Source organism: Desulfatitalea tepidiphila (assembly GCF_001293685.1).
GTDB classification, from domain to species: Bacteria; Desulfobacterota; Desulfobacteria; order Desulfobacterales; family Desulfosarcinaceae; genus Desulfatitalea; species Desulfatitalea tepidiphila.
This window is the reverse complement of sequence record NZ_BCAG01000004.1, coordinates 152026-169241: the sequence shown is the minus strand read 5'-3', so window position 1 is coordinate 169241 and position 17216 is coordinate 152026. Positions and strand designations below refer to the sequence as shown.

Annotated in this window: 11 protein-coding genes; 8 read left to right on the top strand and 3 right to left on the bottom strand. The window is 57.8% G+C overall.

Going from position 1 to position 17216, the window contains the following annotated elements; translation table 11 throughout:
* Nucleotides 1–39: 39 nt before the first annotated feature.
* A complete protein-coding gene (locus DFT_RS17830) occupies nucleotides 40–1251 on the bottom strand; it encodes a ribonuclease D (protein ID WP_054032621.1) in 1212 nt (403 codons plus the stop codon).
* A gap of 113 nt (nucleotides 1252–1364) precedes the next feature.
* Here DFT_RS17830 and thrS point away from each other — a divergent pair, with 113 nt between their 5' ends.
* From thrS to fdhF, 3 genes are all read left to right on the top strand, one after another.
* Nucleotides 1365–3278 carry a threonine--tRNA ligase gene (gene thrS, locus DFT_RS17825; protein WP_054032620.1) on the top strand — a complete coding sequence of 638 codons (1914 nt, stop codon included), beginning with the start codon at nucleotides 1365–1367 and terminating at the stop codon, nucleotides 3276–3278.
* A 4-nt stretch (nucleotides 3279–3282) separates the two neighbouring features.
* Nucleotides 3283–3756, top strand: a complete 474-nt coding sequence (locus tag DFT_RS17820) for a VanZ family protein (RefSeq protein WP_054032619.1) — start codon at nucleotides 3283–3285, stop codon at nucleotides 3754–3756.
* Nucleotides 3757–3953: 197 nt separating this feature from the next.
* Nucleotides 3954–6719 carry a formate dehydrogenase subunit alpha gene (fdhF, locus tag DFT_RS25210; protein ID WP_083453615.1) on the top strand — a complete coding sequence of 922 codons (2766 nt, stop codon included), beginning with the start codon at nucleotides 3954–3956 and terminating at the stop codon, nucleotides 6717–6719.
* Nucleotides 6720–6852: 133 nt separating this feature from the next.
* Here fdhF and DFT_RS25205 read toward each other — a convergent pair whose 3' ends face one another.
* Entirely contained in the window at nucleotides 6853–8172 is a 1320-nt protein-coding gene (locus tag DFT_RS25205) for a (Fe-S)-binding protein (protein ID WP_083453614.1), read from the bottom strand.
* A gap of 262 nt (nucleotides 8173–8434) precedes the next feature.
* On the opposite strand from DFT_RS25205, the gene DFT_RS17795 reads away from it, so the two are divergent.
* Together DFT_RS17795 and DFT_RS17790 are read left to right on the top strand one after the other, a co-directional pair.
* On the top strand, nucleotides 8435–9130 hold the full coding sequence (locus DFT_RS17795) for a TetR/AcrR family transcriptional regulator (RefSeq protein ID WP_076750771.1): 696 nt from the start codon (nucleotides 8435–8437) through the stop codon (nucleotides 9128–9130).
* 25 nt (nucleotides 9131–9155) lie between these two features.
* A complete protein-coding gene (locus DFT_RS17790; protein WP_054032615.1) occupies nucleotides 9156–10967 on the top strand; it encodes an acyl-CoA dehydrogenase in 1812 nt (603 codons plus the stop codon).
* 131 nt (nucleotides 10968–11098) lie between these two features.
* Here DFT_RS17790 and DFT_RS17785 read toward each other — a convergent pair whose 3' ends face one another.
* Nucleotides 11099–12793 (bottom strand): long-chain-fatty-acid--CoA ligase, encoded by a 1695-nt coding sequence (locus tag DFT_RS17785; protein ID WP_054032614.1) that lies wholly within the window; start codon nucleotides 12791–12793, stop codon nucleotides 11099–11101.
* A gap of 366 nt (nucleotides 12794–13159) precedes the next feature.
* Between DFT_RS17785 and DFT_RS17780 the strand changes: the two genes are divergently transcribed.
* The 3 genes from DFT_RS17780 (at nucleotide 13160) to DFT_RS17770 (ending at nucleotide 17151) form a co-directional block, all read left to right on the top strand.
* Nucleotides 13160–15226: a (Fe-S)-binding protein gene (locus tag DFT_RS17780; RefSeq protein WP_054032613.1), complete on the top strand. Its 2067-nt coding sequence runs from the start codon at nucleotides 13160–13162 to the stop codon at nucleotides 15224–15226.
* A gap of 174 nt (nucleotides 15227–15400) precedes the next feature.
* On the top strand, nucleotides 15401–16192 hold the full coding sequence (locus DFT_RS17775; protein ID WP_054032612.1) for an electron transfer flavoprotein subunit beta/FixA family protein: 792 nt from the start codon (nucleotides 15401–15403) through the stop codon (nucleotides 16190–16192).
* Complete coding sequence (locus DFT_RS17770; RefSeq protein WP_054032611.1) at nucleotides 16192–17151, top strand: electron transfer flavoprotein subunit alpha/FixB family protein; 960 nt, start codon at nucleotides 16192–16194, stop codon at nucleotides 17149–17151. Before DFT_RS17775 ends, DFT_RS17770 begins: the two co-directional genes overlap by 1 nt.
* The last annotated feature ends 65 nt before the right edge of the window (nucleotides 17152–17216 follow it).

The following is a 17216-nucleotide window of genomic DNA, read 5'->3' as shown; positions in this document are numbered from 1 at the left end:
CACTAGGACCGCAGGCGTATGTGGCCCTGGCCGCTTGCTCTACCCACGCCTGCCATGCATTGATCGTTCTGGTTGTTGCCCGCGGGTCAAGGCAGGCGCGAGATGATGTCGATCACCTGGCGGCCGAAGGCCTCCACCTGGCCATTGCTGCATGCTCTCGATTTCGCGCAGGCTCTCGATATCCTTTGGCCGGCGGACGGCGATGTCGCTCATCAGGGCTTTGTTGAGCAGCAGCGGGGGGTCGAGGTTCAGTTCGGCGGCGAGTGCGTCGCGCCAATCTCGCAGGGCGTTGATGCGGCGGGGGATGCGCGGCGACAGCCGAGGGGACCGCTGGTGCGGATAGGTCGGCAGTTGGGATGCGGATAGGTTTCTGGCCTTTTCCACGGCGGCCAGGATCGCATGGCCATACATGTCCGCCTGCTTTTTGCTCAGGGCATTGCTGGCCTGCAAGCTGGTCAGATCGGCGGGAAGGGTCGTGGCGATCTTAAGCAGGGCGGCATTGTTGATGATTTTGAAGTGTGGGCGGTCCTTGTGGCGCGCCAATCGGTCCCTGAGCTGCAACAGCTCTTCCAGGACCGCCAGTTGCCTCGGCGTCAGACGCCCGGCGCCCCGGATTTTCAGGAACATCGGTTGCCCATTGTCCTGGGGCCGGACCCGGCTGAGCTGGCGGCAGTTTCCCTCCACCCAGGCCAGGCGGCCCTTGTCCGCCAGTTCCCGCTGCATCGCCTTTGCCATGGGAATCAAATAGACCACGTCCGAAGCGGCATAGGACACCATTTCCGGCGGCAGCGGTCGGCAGGACCAATCCTTTTTTTGAAATCTCTTATCCAGACTCACCCCGAAGCGATGGGCCACGACCGCCTCGAGGCTGGTTTCCGAGTATCCCAGGTACATGCTGGCCAGTTGGGTATCGAACAGGTTATTGATGGTGATGTCGAAATCCCGGTACAAGGAGCGCACGTCATAGTCGGCGCCGTGGAATACCTTGCAGATGCGTTCGTCATCGAACAGCGGCCGCAATGCCGAGAGGTCCTCGACCTTGAGCGGATCGACCACCACCGTCCGGCCGTTGGCCGCCATCTGGATCAGGCAGACCTTTTCCCGATAGTGGAACATGGAGTCGGCCTCCAGATCGACAGCCAGGATGTCGGCCTTGCGTGCCGAACGGACGAAGTCGGCCAGTCCGTCGACAGTTTCGATCAGATCGAACGTCGATGGTATCGGCCCTGAATTATTTTTCTCTTGACCCACAGGGGCATTTCTCCTACTTGATTCATTTTATTGAATTCGCCCCTCGCTTCGGTTATAAACTTCTGTTTTATCAAGCGTTGTACGAATCCAGAAACACAAGAAAGCTTTTAAAAATGATTAATATAACACTTCCTGACGGGAGCTCAAAGCAATTTGACCAGCCACCGACCGGTTTCGAGGTGGCCCAGCGTATTTCAGAGGGGTTTGCCCGCAACTGCATCGCCATGGAACTGGACGGGCTGAAGAAGGATCTTGCCAGTCGGATCACTCGGGACAGCCGGGTACGATTCATCACCACCAAGGATGACGAGGGCCTGGACATCATGCGCCACAGCGCGGCCCATGTCATGGCCCAGGCCATTTTGCGGCTTTATCCGGATGCCAAATTGACCATCGGGCCGGTGGTGGAAGAGGGCTTTTACTACGATATCGACATGGAGCCGATCTCCGAGGAGGCCTTCGCCCGTATCGAAGCCGAAATGCAAAAGATCGTCAAGGAGAAGCTGCCCATCGAACGCCAGGAGGTCTCCAAGGTGGACGCCCTCTCCCTTTACGAGGGGGAGCCCTATAAGCTCGAAATGATCAACGACCTGCAGGACGGCACCATCTCCCTCTATCGTCAGGGGGAGTTTGCGGATTTGTGCCGCGGACCGCATGTGCCCAACACCGGTTTCGTCAGGGCGTTCAAACTGATGAAGGTATCGGGCGCTTACTGGCGGGCCGATCAGACCAAGGCCCAGCTGCAGCGCATTTACGGGACCGCCTATTTCGACAAGAAGGACCTCAACGCCTACCTGACCTTCCTGGAGGAGGCGCGCAAGCGCAATCACCGGCGTATTGGAACGGCCCTGGATCTGTTCAGTTTTCACGACGAGGCCCCCGGCATGCCCTTTTTCCATCCCAAAGGCATGGAGATGTGGAACGCCCTGCTCGATTACTGGCGTGAAGAACATCGCGCCGCCGGTTACGTGGAGACCAAGACCCCCATCCTGCTGCAGCGCAAGTTGTGGGAGCGCAGCGGGCACTGGGAAAATTACCGTGAGAACATGTACACCGCCACCATCGACGAGGTGGAGTACGCCATCAAGCCGATGAATTGCCCCGGCGGCATGCTTCTGTTCGGCCGCAAGCACCATTCCTATCGCGATTTGCCGTTGCGAGCCGCTGAGATCGGCCTGGTGCACCGCCATGAACTGAGCGGTGTGCTCAACGGTCTTTTCCGGGTCCGGGCGTTTCACCAGGACGATGCCCACATCTTCATGACCCCGGAGCAGATCCAGGAGGAGATCCTGGGCGTCCTCAAGTTGGTCGAGCGCGTCTACAGTACCTTTGGCTTGGGGTTCCATCTGGAACTCTCCACCCGGCCGGAGAAATCCATCGGCAACGACGACCAGTGGGACATGGCCACCAACGGCCTCAAGGCGGCGCTGAACGCCTATGGCGCCGATTACAAAATCAACGAGGGCGACGGTGCCTTTTACGGGCCCAAGATCGACATCCACATCAAGGACGCCCTGGGCCGCACCTGGCAGTGCGGCACCATCCAGCTGGATATGTCGCTGCCCGAGCGATTCGATTTGACCTATATCGGCAAGGACAACGAACGCCACCGGCCGATCATGATCCACCGGGTAGTATACGGCTCCATCGAACGTTTTTTCGGCATACTGGTCGAGCATTTCGCCGGTCAGTTTCCCCTTTGGCTGGCGCCGGTGCAGATCGGCATTCTGCCGCTCAACGACGACCTGATCCCGTTCGCCCAGGAGGTCGCCAACCGCCTGGACAGGAACGGCCTGCGCACCGAGGTGGACTACCGTTCCGAAAGCCTGAATAAAAAGGTACGCGACGCCCAGCTCAACAAGATTCCGTTGATTGTGACCTGCGGCGCCAAGGAAAAAGAGGCCGGCACCGTGTCAGTGCGCACCCTGGACGGCCAGGTACGTCACGGCGTGCCTATGGCGACCTTCGAAGAGCGGGTGCTGGAAAATATCCGCCTGAGAAAATTATCCCTGGCATTCGATTGGTAGCCGCATGCGCCCCCGGACCGATCGGTCGCCGCGATCCTTGCCATCGACATCGGGCAGACCGCCTGAGGTGGGTTCAGGACGCCGGTTCATCGGCTATTGGCTGCCGGTCGGGCTGTGGTGCGCGATCATTTTTGTCCAGTCTGCCTTTGCAACGCCCGACATCGGCCCCCGATGGCCGCATGTGGACAAAGTCGCCCATGTGGGTGTCTATGTCGTCCTGTCCATCCTGTTTTGCCGCGCCTTCAACACCCTGGCCGCCTGGCGGGGCAGGTCGTGGAGATTGATCGTCACGGGCGCCGCCCTGACGTCGCTGTACGGTGCATTGGACGAGTGGCACCAGAGCTTCGTAGCGGTCAGGACGGCCGATGGTATGGACCTGCTGGCCGATGTGATCGGGGGGGTTTTAGGCGCTTGCCTCTATGTGGCGGTCGGCCGTTACCGTCGGCGACATCTCACGCCAGCGATTCTATCAAAATAAAAATTCGTCCTGAAGGGCCTGCTTTCCATCCACGCCGGGTTTAATGAATAGCATTCAGATAGAATCGCTGACGCCACTTTACCCTGATTGACAAAAGCACCGATATTTTCTACAAGTAACCGACCGTTCCCGCAATTTCGGATTGGACCCCGTAAGGCCAATCATCCCAATTTTATTGATTGAGGAGTAACGCCGGTATGAATGCTCAGCAAACCATCAACATCAACGGCCGCGAGTTGACATTCGAGAGCGGTGAAACGATCCTGGAGGTCGCCCGCCGCAACCATATCGATATCCCCACGCTGTGCCATTTAAAGGGGACCACACCGACGGGCGCCTGCCGTATCTGCGTCGTTGAGGTCGAAGGGGCAAGGACCCTGCTGACCGCTTGCGCCACGCCGGCGGCGGGCGGGATGAAGGTGCAGACCGAATCGCCGGCCGTGGTCAAGGCCCGCAAGCTGGTGCTGCAGCTGATGCTCAGCTCCGGGAATCACAATTGTGCGGTGCGCGGGTCCGACGACCAGGAGTGGACCGCCTTCCAGCTCAAGGTCCAGGGCGAGGACAGCAGCGACGAGCTGTGCCCGGTTTGGGGGGATTGCCGGCTGCAGGATCTGGCCTATCGCTATCAGGTCAGCGGAGAACGGTTTCCCGCCACGCCGACCCGCTATGCCATCGAGTCGGTCAATCCCTTCATCGTGCGGGATTTTTCGCGGTGTATTCAATGCGGCCGTTGTGTCCAGGCCTGCAACGAGGTCCAGGTCAACAACGCCATCAATTTCGGTTACCGGGGGCCGGAGTCCAAGATTATCGCCGCCGGTGACCGCCCACTGAAAGATTCGGACTGCGTCTTCTGCGGCGAGTGCGTGCAGGCCTGCCCCGTGGGTGCCCTGGTGGAAAAAGATGTGCGCTACAAGGTGCGTCCCTGGGAGACCCATAAGGTGCGCACCACCTGCAGCTATTGCGGGGTGGGGTGCCAGCTGTACCTGCACGTGAAAGACAACCGGGTGGTCAAGGTGACCGGCGCGGACGTGCCTCCCAACAACGGGAGCCTATGCGTCAAGGGACGCTTCGGCTACCATTTCATCGGCTCCGAAGAGCGTCTTAAACGGCCCTTGATCAAGGAGGACGGCAGCTTCAGGGAAGCCTCGTGGGATGAAGCCCTGGATCTTGTGGCCAGCCGGCTCAAAGAGGTCCGCGATACCCATGGCAGCGACAAGATGGGCGTGTTGACCTCGGCCCGCATCACCAACGAGGAGAATTATGTCGCCCAGAAATTCGCCCGGGCCGTTCTCAAAACCAACAATGTGGACCATTGCGCCCGGCTTTGACACAGCTCCACCGTGGCCGGTCTGGCCGCAGCTTTTGGTTCGGGCGCAATGACCAATACCATCGCCGATATCGAAACCGCCGATGTGATTCTGATCACAGGAACCAACACCAGCGAAAACCATCCGGTGCTCTCCACTTACGTCAAGCGAGCCGTGAAATTCAGGGGTGCCAAGCTCATCGTCGTGGATCCGCGGCGCATCAAGATGACCGAGTTCGCTGAGATCTGGTTGCGACCCAACCTGGGCACCGACGTGGCCTGGATCAACGGCATGATGCACGTGATCATCGAAGAGAAATTGCAAGACGCCGAATTCGTCGAAAAGCGCACCGAAGGATTTGAAGAACTCCGGCAGATGGTGGCCAAGTACACGCCCGAATTCGTCGAAGGAATCACCGGCATTCCCGCCGAAAATCTGGTGGCGGCGGCCAAGCTCTTCGCCGGTGCCCGGGCGGGCAGCATTCTCTATTGCATGGGCATCACCCAGCACACCAGCGGCACCGACAACGTCAAGTCCCTGGCGAATCTATCCATGCTGACCGGCAACCTGGGCATTCCGGGCGGCGGCGTCAATCCGCTGCGCGGCCAGAACAACGTTCAGGGGGCCTGCGACATGGGCGGTCTGCCCAATGTCTATCCGGCGTACCAACCGGTGGGCGATCTTTCCGTGGCCAAGAAGATGGAAGAGGCCTGGGGCGTCAGCGAACTGCCGACCAAGATCGGGCTCAAGGTGACCGAAATGATCCCGCTGGCCTACGAGGGCAAGTTCAAAAGCCTCTACATCATTGGGGAAAACCCCATGATCTCGGACCCCGATCTTCACCATGTGGAAAAGTCGTTGAAAAATTTGGACTTTCTCGTTGTTCAGGACATTTTCCTCACCGAGACGGCCCAAATGGCCGACGTGGTGCTGCCCTCGGCCTGCTTCGCCGAAAAAGAGGGCACTTTTTCCAACACCGAGCGTCGTGTCCAGCGGGTGCGCCGGGCCGTGACGCCGCCGGGCGAGAGCAAGGAGGACTGGTGGACCCTTTGCGAAATCGCCCGACGCATGGGGTATGACATGCAATACGCCGACAGTCGCGCCATCTTCGAGGAGATCGCCCGGTTGACTCCCTCCTACGCGGGGCTCACCTACGATCGCATCGACGCCGTCGGCATGCACTGGCCCTGTCCGACCGTCGATCATCCGGGCACACCGATTCTGCACGGCCAGCAGTTCACCCGCGGATTGGGAAAATTCCACGCCATCGAGTGGCTCCCGCCCGCAGAGCAGGTGGATGACGAATATCCGCTCTACCTGACCACCGGGCGGTTGCTGTACCAATACCATACCGGCACCATGACCATGAAGAGCTCCGACCTCAACAACCGCGCGCCCGAATCCTTCGTCGAGATTTCACGCAAGGACGCCCTGAAGTACGGTATCGAGGACGGTGAAATGGTGACCATCGCATCGCGGCGGGGATCCATTGCGGTGCGTGCCAGAATTCTGCCCAAAGCGGTCGGCGGCACGATATTTATCCCCTTTCATTTTGCAAAGGGCGCAGCCAACCAGCTGACCAATGCGGCCCTCGATCCGGTGTCGGGCATTCCCGAATTCAAGGTGTGCGCCGTGAAAATCGATAAGGCGGCATAATATTTGACCCAAGCCATCTGAATCGACAGCATACCTTCACTTAGCACTTAAAACTTTCTAAACACAAAAGCCGGCGGCACCCAGGGTGCCGCCGGCTTTGAATTTCATGTGTCAACCTATCGGTTCAGCGGGCTTACATCTCTGTTTCGGGATGGAAAACCTCCACATCCTTCAAGTCTTCGCCGAGGTAGGTCCTTTCGTTGGGTCCCAAAATGCCCAGAGAGAGGCACAGCATGGTCCACAAATGAACCGTCTGCCACGGATGATGGCGAACCTCGCTCAGGTCGTGGACCTGGGCATGGCAGTTGTGGCAGGGCGTGATGCAGTATTGGGCCCCTGTGGCCAGAATCTGGTTGGCCTTCAACTCGCCGTATTTGCGACGCTGATCGGGATAGCCGGATTGCAGGAAGCCGCCGCCGCCGCCGCAGCAGAAGTTGTTCGAGCGGTTGGGGTACATGTCCACGAAATTTTCCTCGCCGACCACCGCTTTGACCACATAGCGCAGATCTTCGGCCACCGGATCGCCAAATGATTTGCGGACCAGTTGGCAGGGATCCTGGACCGTGAACTTGATCTTCCGCTCCCTGTTCCATTCCGAACTGGGTTTCAGCTTGCCCTCACGGATCCACTGGGCATAGAGTTGAATGATGCTCTGGATCTCGAAGTTGTATTTGATGTTGAATTTTTGCAGTCCGAACCGGACCGCGAACAGTTCGTGCCCTCACTCCGTGTTGAGCCAGACCTTGCAGCCCAGATCCTCCACCGCCTTGACCTTGGTTTCCACGATATGTTTCCAGGCCTCGTCGTCGGCCATGAACATGCAGTAGTTTTCCGCCGCCCAGCCCTTGGTGCCGTATGTCCAATCGGCGCCGGCCAGGTGGAGGATTTTCCACAACGGCACCATCTCGTCGGGTTCGGTCACCGGCTCGCGCGAGTTTTGATTGAGAAAATAGTGGGCCCCTTCCTTGTTGAGGGGTGCTTCCATCTCGGCAAATTCCGGTTGGGCTTCGCGATACTCTTCCAACACGTCTTCGACGACGAACTGGAAGTCCTCCTCGGTGGCTCCCATGGCGCTGCAGGTGTCGCTTCGCAGGGCCATGTCGCAAGAGCCGAGGATGCCCTTGGGACGAGTTTCCCTCGGCCAGGTCTGACGCGCGTAAAAAACCAGTTGGGGTATGTTGATTTTCATGGGGCAGACATAGACGCAACGGGTACACATACTGCACATCCATACCCATGGGGTGGAGGTGACCTCCTCGTCCATGCCTAGTGCCGCCATGCGCAGAAATTTCCTCGGGTCCATGCCTTCGATACCGGTCGCCGGACAACCCGATGAGCACGCACCGCAGGTCAAACACAGGTTGAGGTTCCCGCCCTCGGGAAGCAGCTCTTTGACCTTGTCGATAAAGGTGCTTTGTTTTTTGCCGCCAAGTTTGATTGCTTGTTCCGCCATTAAAAAAACCTCCGAAGTTTATTGGGGTATCACTTTTCAACGAATTCGAATCGGCCTGGTGCCCATCCACAAATGGCCAAGCGGCCTGTTTGTGGACGGACACTATCTAAACGGATTCATCTGGCCATGTCAATAGAAAGGTCCCATTCGCGCTACTCTATTTGGTGACGGTTCAGTAGCTTAAATGCACCTGTCTTTGAATCCATCGATTTTTCCCGGGTCACAATTTTAAACCTTGACACGCGGAAAAGGGGTTTGATAAATGAGTGAATGCTCATTCATTTTTGGAGAGAGGTTCCGGACGTTGGTTTCAAAACGCAATGCCGATAAATATCAACAAATTTTAACCGCGGCCATCAACGTATTCGCCGAACGGGGGTTTTCCCAGTCGACCATCTCGCAGATCGCCCAGGAAGCCGGCGTGGCCGATGGCACGATTTATCTCTATTTCAAGAACAAGGATGACATCCTGGTCCGATTTTACGAGGCCATGACCGAGCACGTTTCCGAACGATTCTGGAAGGCGGTGGAAGAGGGTAAAACCGCCATCGAAAAGTTGTACAATCTGATATACGCCCATTTGGACCTGTTTCAGAGCCAGCCGACCGGTGCCATCGTCTACCAGGGCGAGACCCATCTGCAGTGGCGCCTGGTTCAAGAGCCCACCCGTCAGATGTCCAAGATGTACCGTGATGTGATCTCCCAGGTGGTGGCCCTGGGGCAACAGGAGGGGACCATCCGCAAAGATCTTTACGTGGGCTTGGTCAAACGCCTGATCAATGGTGCGGTGGACGAAGTGATCAATACCTGGATTCACACGGGGCGGGATCATGATCTCACCTCCATGGCCGAACCCCTGGTGGATCTTTTTATCAATGGCATCGGAACACCCGCGTCCGGTAAGTGCAAGGATAACCCATCGCCGCGAACGATGGATGAAACCAATGCGGTGACATGACATAGTTAAGGAAGGAGATTTTTTAATGGCACAGGTAATTGCAGATCGTAGAGACATTGATTTCGTGTTGTTCGACCAGCTTCATGCGGAGGAGTTGAGCAAGCATGAAGAGTACGCCGAGTTCAACCGCAAGACCATCGAGTTGATCGTCAGCGAAGCACGAAACCTGGCGGTCAAGGAGATTCTGCCGACCCAGAAGGATGGCGATGAAATTGGTTGTAAATTTGAAAACGGGGTCGTCACGGTACCCGAGAGCTTCAAACGCGCCTGGGAGCTGTTCAAGGAAGGCGAGTGGGTGGCGACAACGATGAGCCCCGAATGGGGTGGTCAGGGCATGCCGCACCTGTTGGGCATGGCGGTCGGCGACTATTTTTCGGGCTCCAATTTCGCGTTCATGATGTACACCGGTTTGACCAACGGCGCCGCCCTGCTGGTCCAGAATTGGGGCACCGAGAAGCTCAAGAAGCTTTTCCTGAAGAAGATGAACTCGGGCCAGTGGACCGGCACCATGCTGTTGACCGAACCCGAAGCCGGTTCCGACGTGGGACGTCTTACCACCACGGCCGTTAAAAACGACGACGGCACCTATTCCATCACCGGCAACAAGATCTTCATCTCCTCGGGCGAGCACGATCTGGCCGAGAACATCATCCACCCGACTCTGGCCCGCATCGAAGGCGCCCCGGCCGGCACCAAAGGGATTTCCCTGTTCCTGGTGCCCAAGATCTGGGTCAACGACGACGGCAGCCTGGGCGAGCCCAACGATGTGGTCTGCACCGGCATCGAGGAAAAGATGGGCATCCACGGCAACGCCACTGCCTCGTTGACCCTGGGCGGCAAGGGCAAGTGCCGCGGCTACCTGCTCGGTGAAGAGAACAAGGGCATGCGCGCCATGTTCCAGATGATGAACGGCGCGCGCCTGCACACCGGTCAGCAGGGTTTTGCCTGCGCCAGCACATCGTTTCTAAACGCCCTCAATTACGCCCGTGAGCGTATTCAAGGCCGCCTCGTCACCGAGCAGGCCCACGACGCCCCGGCCGTGCCGATCATCAAGCATCCCGACGTGCGCCGCATGCTTTTGACCATGAAAACTTATGTGGAGGGCATGCGAAGCCTGCTCTACTATGTGGGTCTGCTCATCGACAAATCGCATACGGCCAAAGACGAAAAAGAGAAGGCCAAATACGAGGCCCTGATCGGCTTCCTGACCCCCATCTGCAAGGGTTATGTCACCGATCGCGCCTTCGATGTGACCAACCTCGGCATGCAGGTCTACGGTGGATACGGTTTCATCAAGGAGTACCCCCAGGAGCAGCTGGTGCGCGACACCCGCATTACCCAGATCTACGAAGGCACCAACGGCATCCAGGCCATGGACCTGATGGCGCGTAAGACCATTATGGACGGCGGCAAGGCCATGATGGCCCTGATCGCCGAGATGCAGAAGAACATCGACCAGGCCAAGGCGATCGAGTCCCTGAAACCGCTGGCCGAAAAGGTGGAGGCATTGATCAAGCGCATCGGCGACGTGGCCATGTTCATCGGCAAGAACATGATGTCCGGTCAGGTGGAAAACGCCTTTATCTTCGCTTACAGCTTCATGGAGATCACCGGCGACATGGTGATGGCCTGGATGCTGCTGTGGCGGGCCGCCATCGCTGCCGAGCAGCTGGGCAGTGCCAAGAAAAAAGATCAGAAGTTCCTTGAGGGACAGATCAAGGGCGCGGAATTCTTCATCCGTTTCGTCTTGCCGGTGACCAACGGCAAAATCGACGGCATCCTGGAGAACTGCTGTGCGCCCGTGGAGATCGACGAGGACAGCTTCGGCGGCAAATAGACGATAGGCTTCGAACGTGAGTTAGGCAAAGAGGAAGTCAAATGCCGGAGGTCCATCGGGACCTCCGGCATTTTCTTTCTTGATTCAATACCGATAAAGCGCGCATATGGGCCGCAATATGCTGTTTGCGGTTACTTCCTGCGCTTCAACTCCTCCTCGCGCAGATCCTTGCGCAGCACCTTGCCCACGTTGGTCTTGGGAAGCTCCTTGCGGAATTCGATTTCGGTGGGCCATTTGTATTTGGCGAGCTTATCGGCCACATAGGCGACCATCTCTTCCTGGGTGGCGGTTTCGCCCTCTTTCAACACGATGAACACCTTCACGGCTTCTCCGCGCGACGGGTGGGGAATGCCGATGGCCGTCGCTTCGACGACCTTGGGATGTTCGAAGTAGATCTCCTCGATGTCCCTCGGGTAAATGTTATACCCGCCGGAGATGACCATGTCCTTCTTGCGGTCGATGATATAAAAATAACCGTCCTCGTCCATCTTGGCGATGTCGCCGGTGTGCAGCCATCCGTCGGCCAGGGTTTCGGCCGTGGCTTCCGGTCGGTTGAGATAGCCCTTCATCACCTGGGGCCCCCGGATCAGCAGTTCGCCGCTTTCGCCCACCGGTACGTCGGTCTTGCCGTCGTTGAGATCCACGATGCGGCATTCGGTGTCGGAAACCGGAAGGCCGATGCTGCCGACCTTGCGCAGGCTGCCCTCACCGCACGGATTGATATGCGTCACCGGAGAGCTCTCCGTGAGGCCGTATCCCTCCACGATGATGCCCTTGGTGCGGGCTTCGAACTCCTTGATCACCTCCACGGGAAGCGGCGCACTGCCCGAAAACATGTTGTCGATGGAGCTCATGTCGATGCTGCCGCATTCGGGGTGCTGGAGAATGCCGATGTACATGGTGGGCACCAGCGCGGCAAAGGTGGGTTTGGTCTTTTTGATCGAGGCGATCAATTGGTCCGGTTGGGGTTTGGGAATGAGAATGATCCCCCATCCATAATAGATCCCCATGTTCATGACGCAGGAGAGTCCGAATACATGGAAAAAGGGCAGGGCGCCCATGGCGATATTCTCGCTGTCGACGTGCGGGAACCACGCGGCTCCCTGCTGCACCTGTTTGCTCAGGTTGCCGTGGGTCAGCATGGCGCCCTTGCTCACGCCGGTGGTGCCGCCGGTGTACTGGTACATGGCCACATCGTCGAAGGAGAGCGTGACCTTGGGTGGGGCGGGCTGGGTCTTGGCGATCAGATCTTTCCAACGATAGAGCTCGTCTGCCGGGGCCACATCGGCCAGGAGGCCCTTCTTTTTACCGACCAGGGGAAAGAGCAGATTTTTGGGAAAAGGCAGGTAATCCCCGATGCTGGTGTAGACGATCTGTTTGATCTTGGTTTTGGGGCGCAGGGCGACCATGCGCTTGGCCAGCAGATCAATGGTGACGAGCACCTTGGAGCCCGAATCGTTCAGCTGGTGCTCCAACTCCCGGTCGGAATAGAGCGGGTTGTTCATCACGGCGATTGCCCCGACCCGGTGAATAGCATAATAAGCGGCCACGCAGGGAATGACGTTGGGCAGCAGAATGGCCACGGCGTCTCCCTTGCGGACACCGAAATTGTGGAGGCAGGTGGCAAATCGGTCCACCATGTCTTTGAGCTGGGTATAGTTGAGCGTGTACCCCTCGAAATTGAGTGCCATCTTGTTTGGAAAACGACTGACGGTTCGATCCAGGAATTCTGGCAGGCAGAGGTTTTCGTACTCGGGAACTTCAGGAACGCCGGATTGGTAGTGTTTCAGCCAGGGTTTGTCCTGGTAGGCCACTGTCGCTGTCACGTGCACCTCCTTGTCAGTTAAACATTGATGGAAACTCTCGTGTCGACGATGCGGGGTCGTCAGGGGTGGGAAGGCCAACTCCAATTGGTCATTTTTGTAATGGCGATTGTACAGATTTGTCAAGAAGCATTCGTTGGTTAACTGTCCACAAATGCGAAACTTTTTAGTAACCTGTCGCCGATTGGGACAGAACGTGAAATCGTCGCCCGCAGGCATCGAATGGCTGCAAGCGCGGGGATGGGCAGCGGGAGGATCGGATTTTACAGCCCCTTTTTTCCTTGACAGCTGTAGATTGGATATGTAGATGAATGAGTCTTCATTCATTAGGCAAGGTAGGTCATTTCATCATAAGGAGATAGACGAACAATGGATTTTGCATTGATTCCACCAGCTAGCGGCTCGTTTTGGTTCATCCCCGCATGGCTCATCTACACTTTGATCCCCGTGGTCGGCATCACGCTCTTCATCTATATCATCGTGATGCGGTTAAAACCCATGGTTTTGGCCGCCCCGGACAAACCGATCAACGAGTTGCCGCAGCGAATTTTCCAAGTCATCAGAATCTGGCTCCTTCAGTATCGTCATCCCCGCTACATGGCCGCCGGCGTTTTGCATATCCTGCTTTTCGCGGGTTTTCTGCTTCTGGGGCTGCGCTCTCTGGAGTTGATGTTCGTCGGCATCAAGCCGGGATTCCACCTGCCCGGATTGGGTGGAACGTTCGGTGCGATTTATGGGGTTCTGCGTTCCTATGCCGCCACCTGGGTACTGGTCGTCGCGGTGTGGGCCATGTACCGCCGACTGGTCGTCAAACCGGCGCGCTATGAGGTGCCGGCCAAATACGGCAAGCCGCATACTGCCGAAGCGGTTTTCGTGTTGGGTCTGATTTCCATTCTGGTGCTTGCCGAGGGTTTTTTCGAGGGCAGTCTGGTGGCCGCCCAGAAACAGCAGGGCATGGAGGCTCATTATCTGGCGCCATTCACCCTGGCCTGGATTTTCCATCACGTGCTGGCAGCGGCACCCAAGGGCATGCTGCAATTCATTCATTCGTTTTCATACTTCGTTCATGATGTGACCTTCTTTTTCTTCCTGTGCTTCCTGCCGTTCGGCAAACACTTCCACGTCATCACCTCGCTGTTCAACGTCTTTTTGATGCGCGTCCAGCGCGGCAATATCAAGCCGGTCAAATACGGGGTCAGCCGCGAGCAGCTCGACGACCTCGAATCGTTCGGCGTCAAAAAGCTGGAAGATTTCACCTGGCGCCACATCCTGCATTTTTATTCCTGCGTGGATTGCGGGCGCTGTTCGGACAATTGCCCGGCCAATGCGGTCGGCCGTCCCCTGTCGCCGCGCTTTATCTCGATCAAGGGCCGTAACCTGGTGTTTGCCAAATATCCGGTTTTCGGCGAACCCAAGGCCGGCGACGAACCGTTGATCGGCACGACCTATGAAGAAGACGAAATCTGGTCCTGCACCACCTGCGGCGCCTGCGAGCAGGAGTGCCCGGTGGGCATCGAATATATCGACAAGATCGTGGACCTGCGCCGCGGCATGGTCGACGAAGGCATGGTGCCCCAATCCCTGCAAAAGCCGCTGAGCGCCATCGAGAAGCGCGGCAATCCCTGGGGCAAGATGGAGAAGAAACGCGCCGAGTGGACCAAGGCGCTCGACGAATCGATCAACGTAAAGGCTCTCGACGCCGGGGAACAGGCCGAAGTGCTCTACTTCGTGGACAGCATCACCTCGTTCGACGACCGCATGCAGTCCATCGGCCAGGCCACGGCCAAACTGCTTCATTCGGCCGGTGCCGATTTCGGTATTCTCGGTAAAAGCGAAAAGGACAGCGGCCATGAAGTCCGTCGTTTCGGCGAGGAGATGCTCTTCCAGAGCCTGCGTGAACACAACACCGAGATGATCAAGGAGTCCGGCGCCACCAAGATCGTCACCGCCGATCCCCATGCCCTCAATGCCCTGAAAAGTGATTACGAGGGACTGCCGCCGGTCGAACACGTCAGCCAGTTCCTGCTCAAACAGGTCCGCAAGGGCACTCTGAAATTCAAGCCCGTCGAAGATGGGAATAAGGTTTACACCTACCACGATCCATGCTACCTGGGACGCCATAACGGTATTTACGAGGACCCCCGTGAATTGATCGACGCCCTTCCGGGTATTCGCAGAGTCGACATGCTGCGCAGTCGCGACCGCTCGTTCTGTTGCGGCGGCGGCGGATTGATGCTCTTTTACGAACCCGAAGAAGATCAACGCATGGGTGTTCTGCGCGTCAGAATGGCGGAAGAGGCCGGTGCCAACGTCATCGTGACAGCCTGCCCGTTCTGCCTGGTGAACATCGAAGACGCAATCAAGGTCGCCGGTCTGGAAGGCAAGATGGAAGCCATCGATTTGTCCGAACTGATGGCCGCACATCTGGTCGATTGATCCGGACGCGGACGTGCCCTGTTCTTACATACCGGGCCATGATCATCATGGCCCGACGGCAGATTACTGACGCCGGCAGAGGCGTCGACCACATATAGCGATTTGAATTCAGGGAAACGAATATTTTAGGGAACCATATTTAGGGAATCATATATCGATCAGGGAGGATTAAACATGGAGATTCTGGTATGCGTGAAACGGGTTCCGGACACCGCCGAAAATGAAATCGAGATCAAAGGCGACGGAACCGACATCGAACGTGATGACCTGGTCTATTCGGTCAATGAGTGGGACAACTATGCCACGGAAGAAGCCATTCAGATCCGTGACAACGTAGGCGGCTCGGTCACCGTGGTCACCGTCGGCGACGATGAGGCCGAAGAGGTGCTGCGGCGGCAGATGGCCATGGGTGCGGACAAGGGCATTCTGCTCTCCGACGACGCATTCGAAGGTTCGGATGGACGTGGCATCGCCGCCATTTTAAAGGCCATCGTGGAAAAGGGGAACTACGACCTCATCCTGACCGGTGCCCAGGCCGACGACGGCGCGGCCCAGGTGGGCGGCATGCTGGCCGCCATGCTGGATCTGCCCTATGCATCCCTGGTCAACAAGGTCGAGGTCGGCAGCGGCAAGACCATCAAGGTCGGCCGTGAAATCGAAGGCGGCAACCAGGAGATGAACGAGATCGAATTGCCCTGCGTGCTCTCCATCCAGACCGGTATCAACGAGCCGCGTTACGTGGGCATCCGCGGTATCCGCAAAGTGGCCTCGGTCGAGATCCCGACCCATGGTGCCGGCGACCTGGGTCTGTCCGCCGACAGCATCGGCGCCGGCGCGGCCCGCGTGAAACGCGTGGATTACTTCACGCCTGAGATGGGTGCGGGTGCCGAAATCCTGGAAGGCAGCATTGAAGAGAAGATCGATAAACTGATTGAACTTTTGAAAGCCAAAGGAGGGTTGAAATAATGGCTCAGATATTTGCCTATATCGCTCACAAAGGTGGGGTTGTCGACGACACGGCCGCCGAACTGGCCGTGGCGGCGCGTAAGATTGACGCCTCTGCAGAAGTAACGGCCATTGTGACCGGCTCCGGCGGCGATGTGGATAAAGCTTGCGAAGGTGCGGCGAAACTCTATGCCCAGGTATGGAAGTTCAACCATGCCGACCTGGCCTATCCCAATGCCGAGATCGTGCGCAAGCTGTTGACCAACGTATTGCCCAAAGATGGTATCGTTCTGATTCCCCACGACACCTTCGGCATGGATCTGGCTCCGGGCCTGGCCATCAAGTTGGATTCGGCCTATACACCGGATGTGGTGGGCATCGACGGCATGGACGGCGCCGCGATGAAAGTCGTCCGTCAGGAGTTTGCCGGTATGGCCCATGCCCACATGACCTGCGATACGGCCGCCGGCGCGGTGCTGACCCTCCGCCCGGGCTCTTTCCAGCCTGAAAACGGCGCGGTTTCCGGGAGCGTGACCGATAAATCCGGCGACATCGGCGACATCAGCGCCAAACGCCGTTTCCTCGAAGTGGTGGAAGCCGAAACCGGCGATGTGGACATCACCAAGGCCGACGTGCTGGTCTCCATCGGCCGAGGCATAGAAGATCAGGACAATATCGGGGTCGCCGAAGAGCTGGCCGAGGCCATGGGCGCCGTGGTGAGCTGCTCGCGTCCCATCGTCGATGCCAAGTGGCTGGAAAAATCCCGCCAGGTGGGTACGTCCGGCAAGACAGTGAAACCCAAAGTCTACATGGCGCTGGGCATCAGCGGTTCGTTCCAGCATCTGGGCGGCATCAAGGGCTCGCCGTTCATCGTCGCGGTGAACAAGAATCCCAAGGCCCCCATTTTCCAGGTGGCCGATGTGGGTATCGTCGAAGATATCCTTGAGTTCATGCCGGCCTTGACCGAGAAGTTGGGCTAAGCATCACCCCGGCCTCCAATTTAAGAACCAACCCACCGGCAAGTCGTGGTCCTGACACGGCTTGC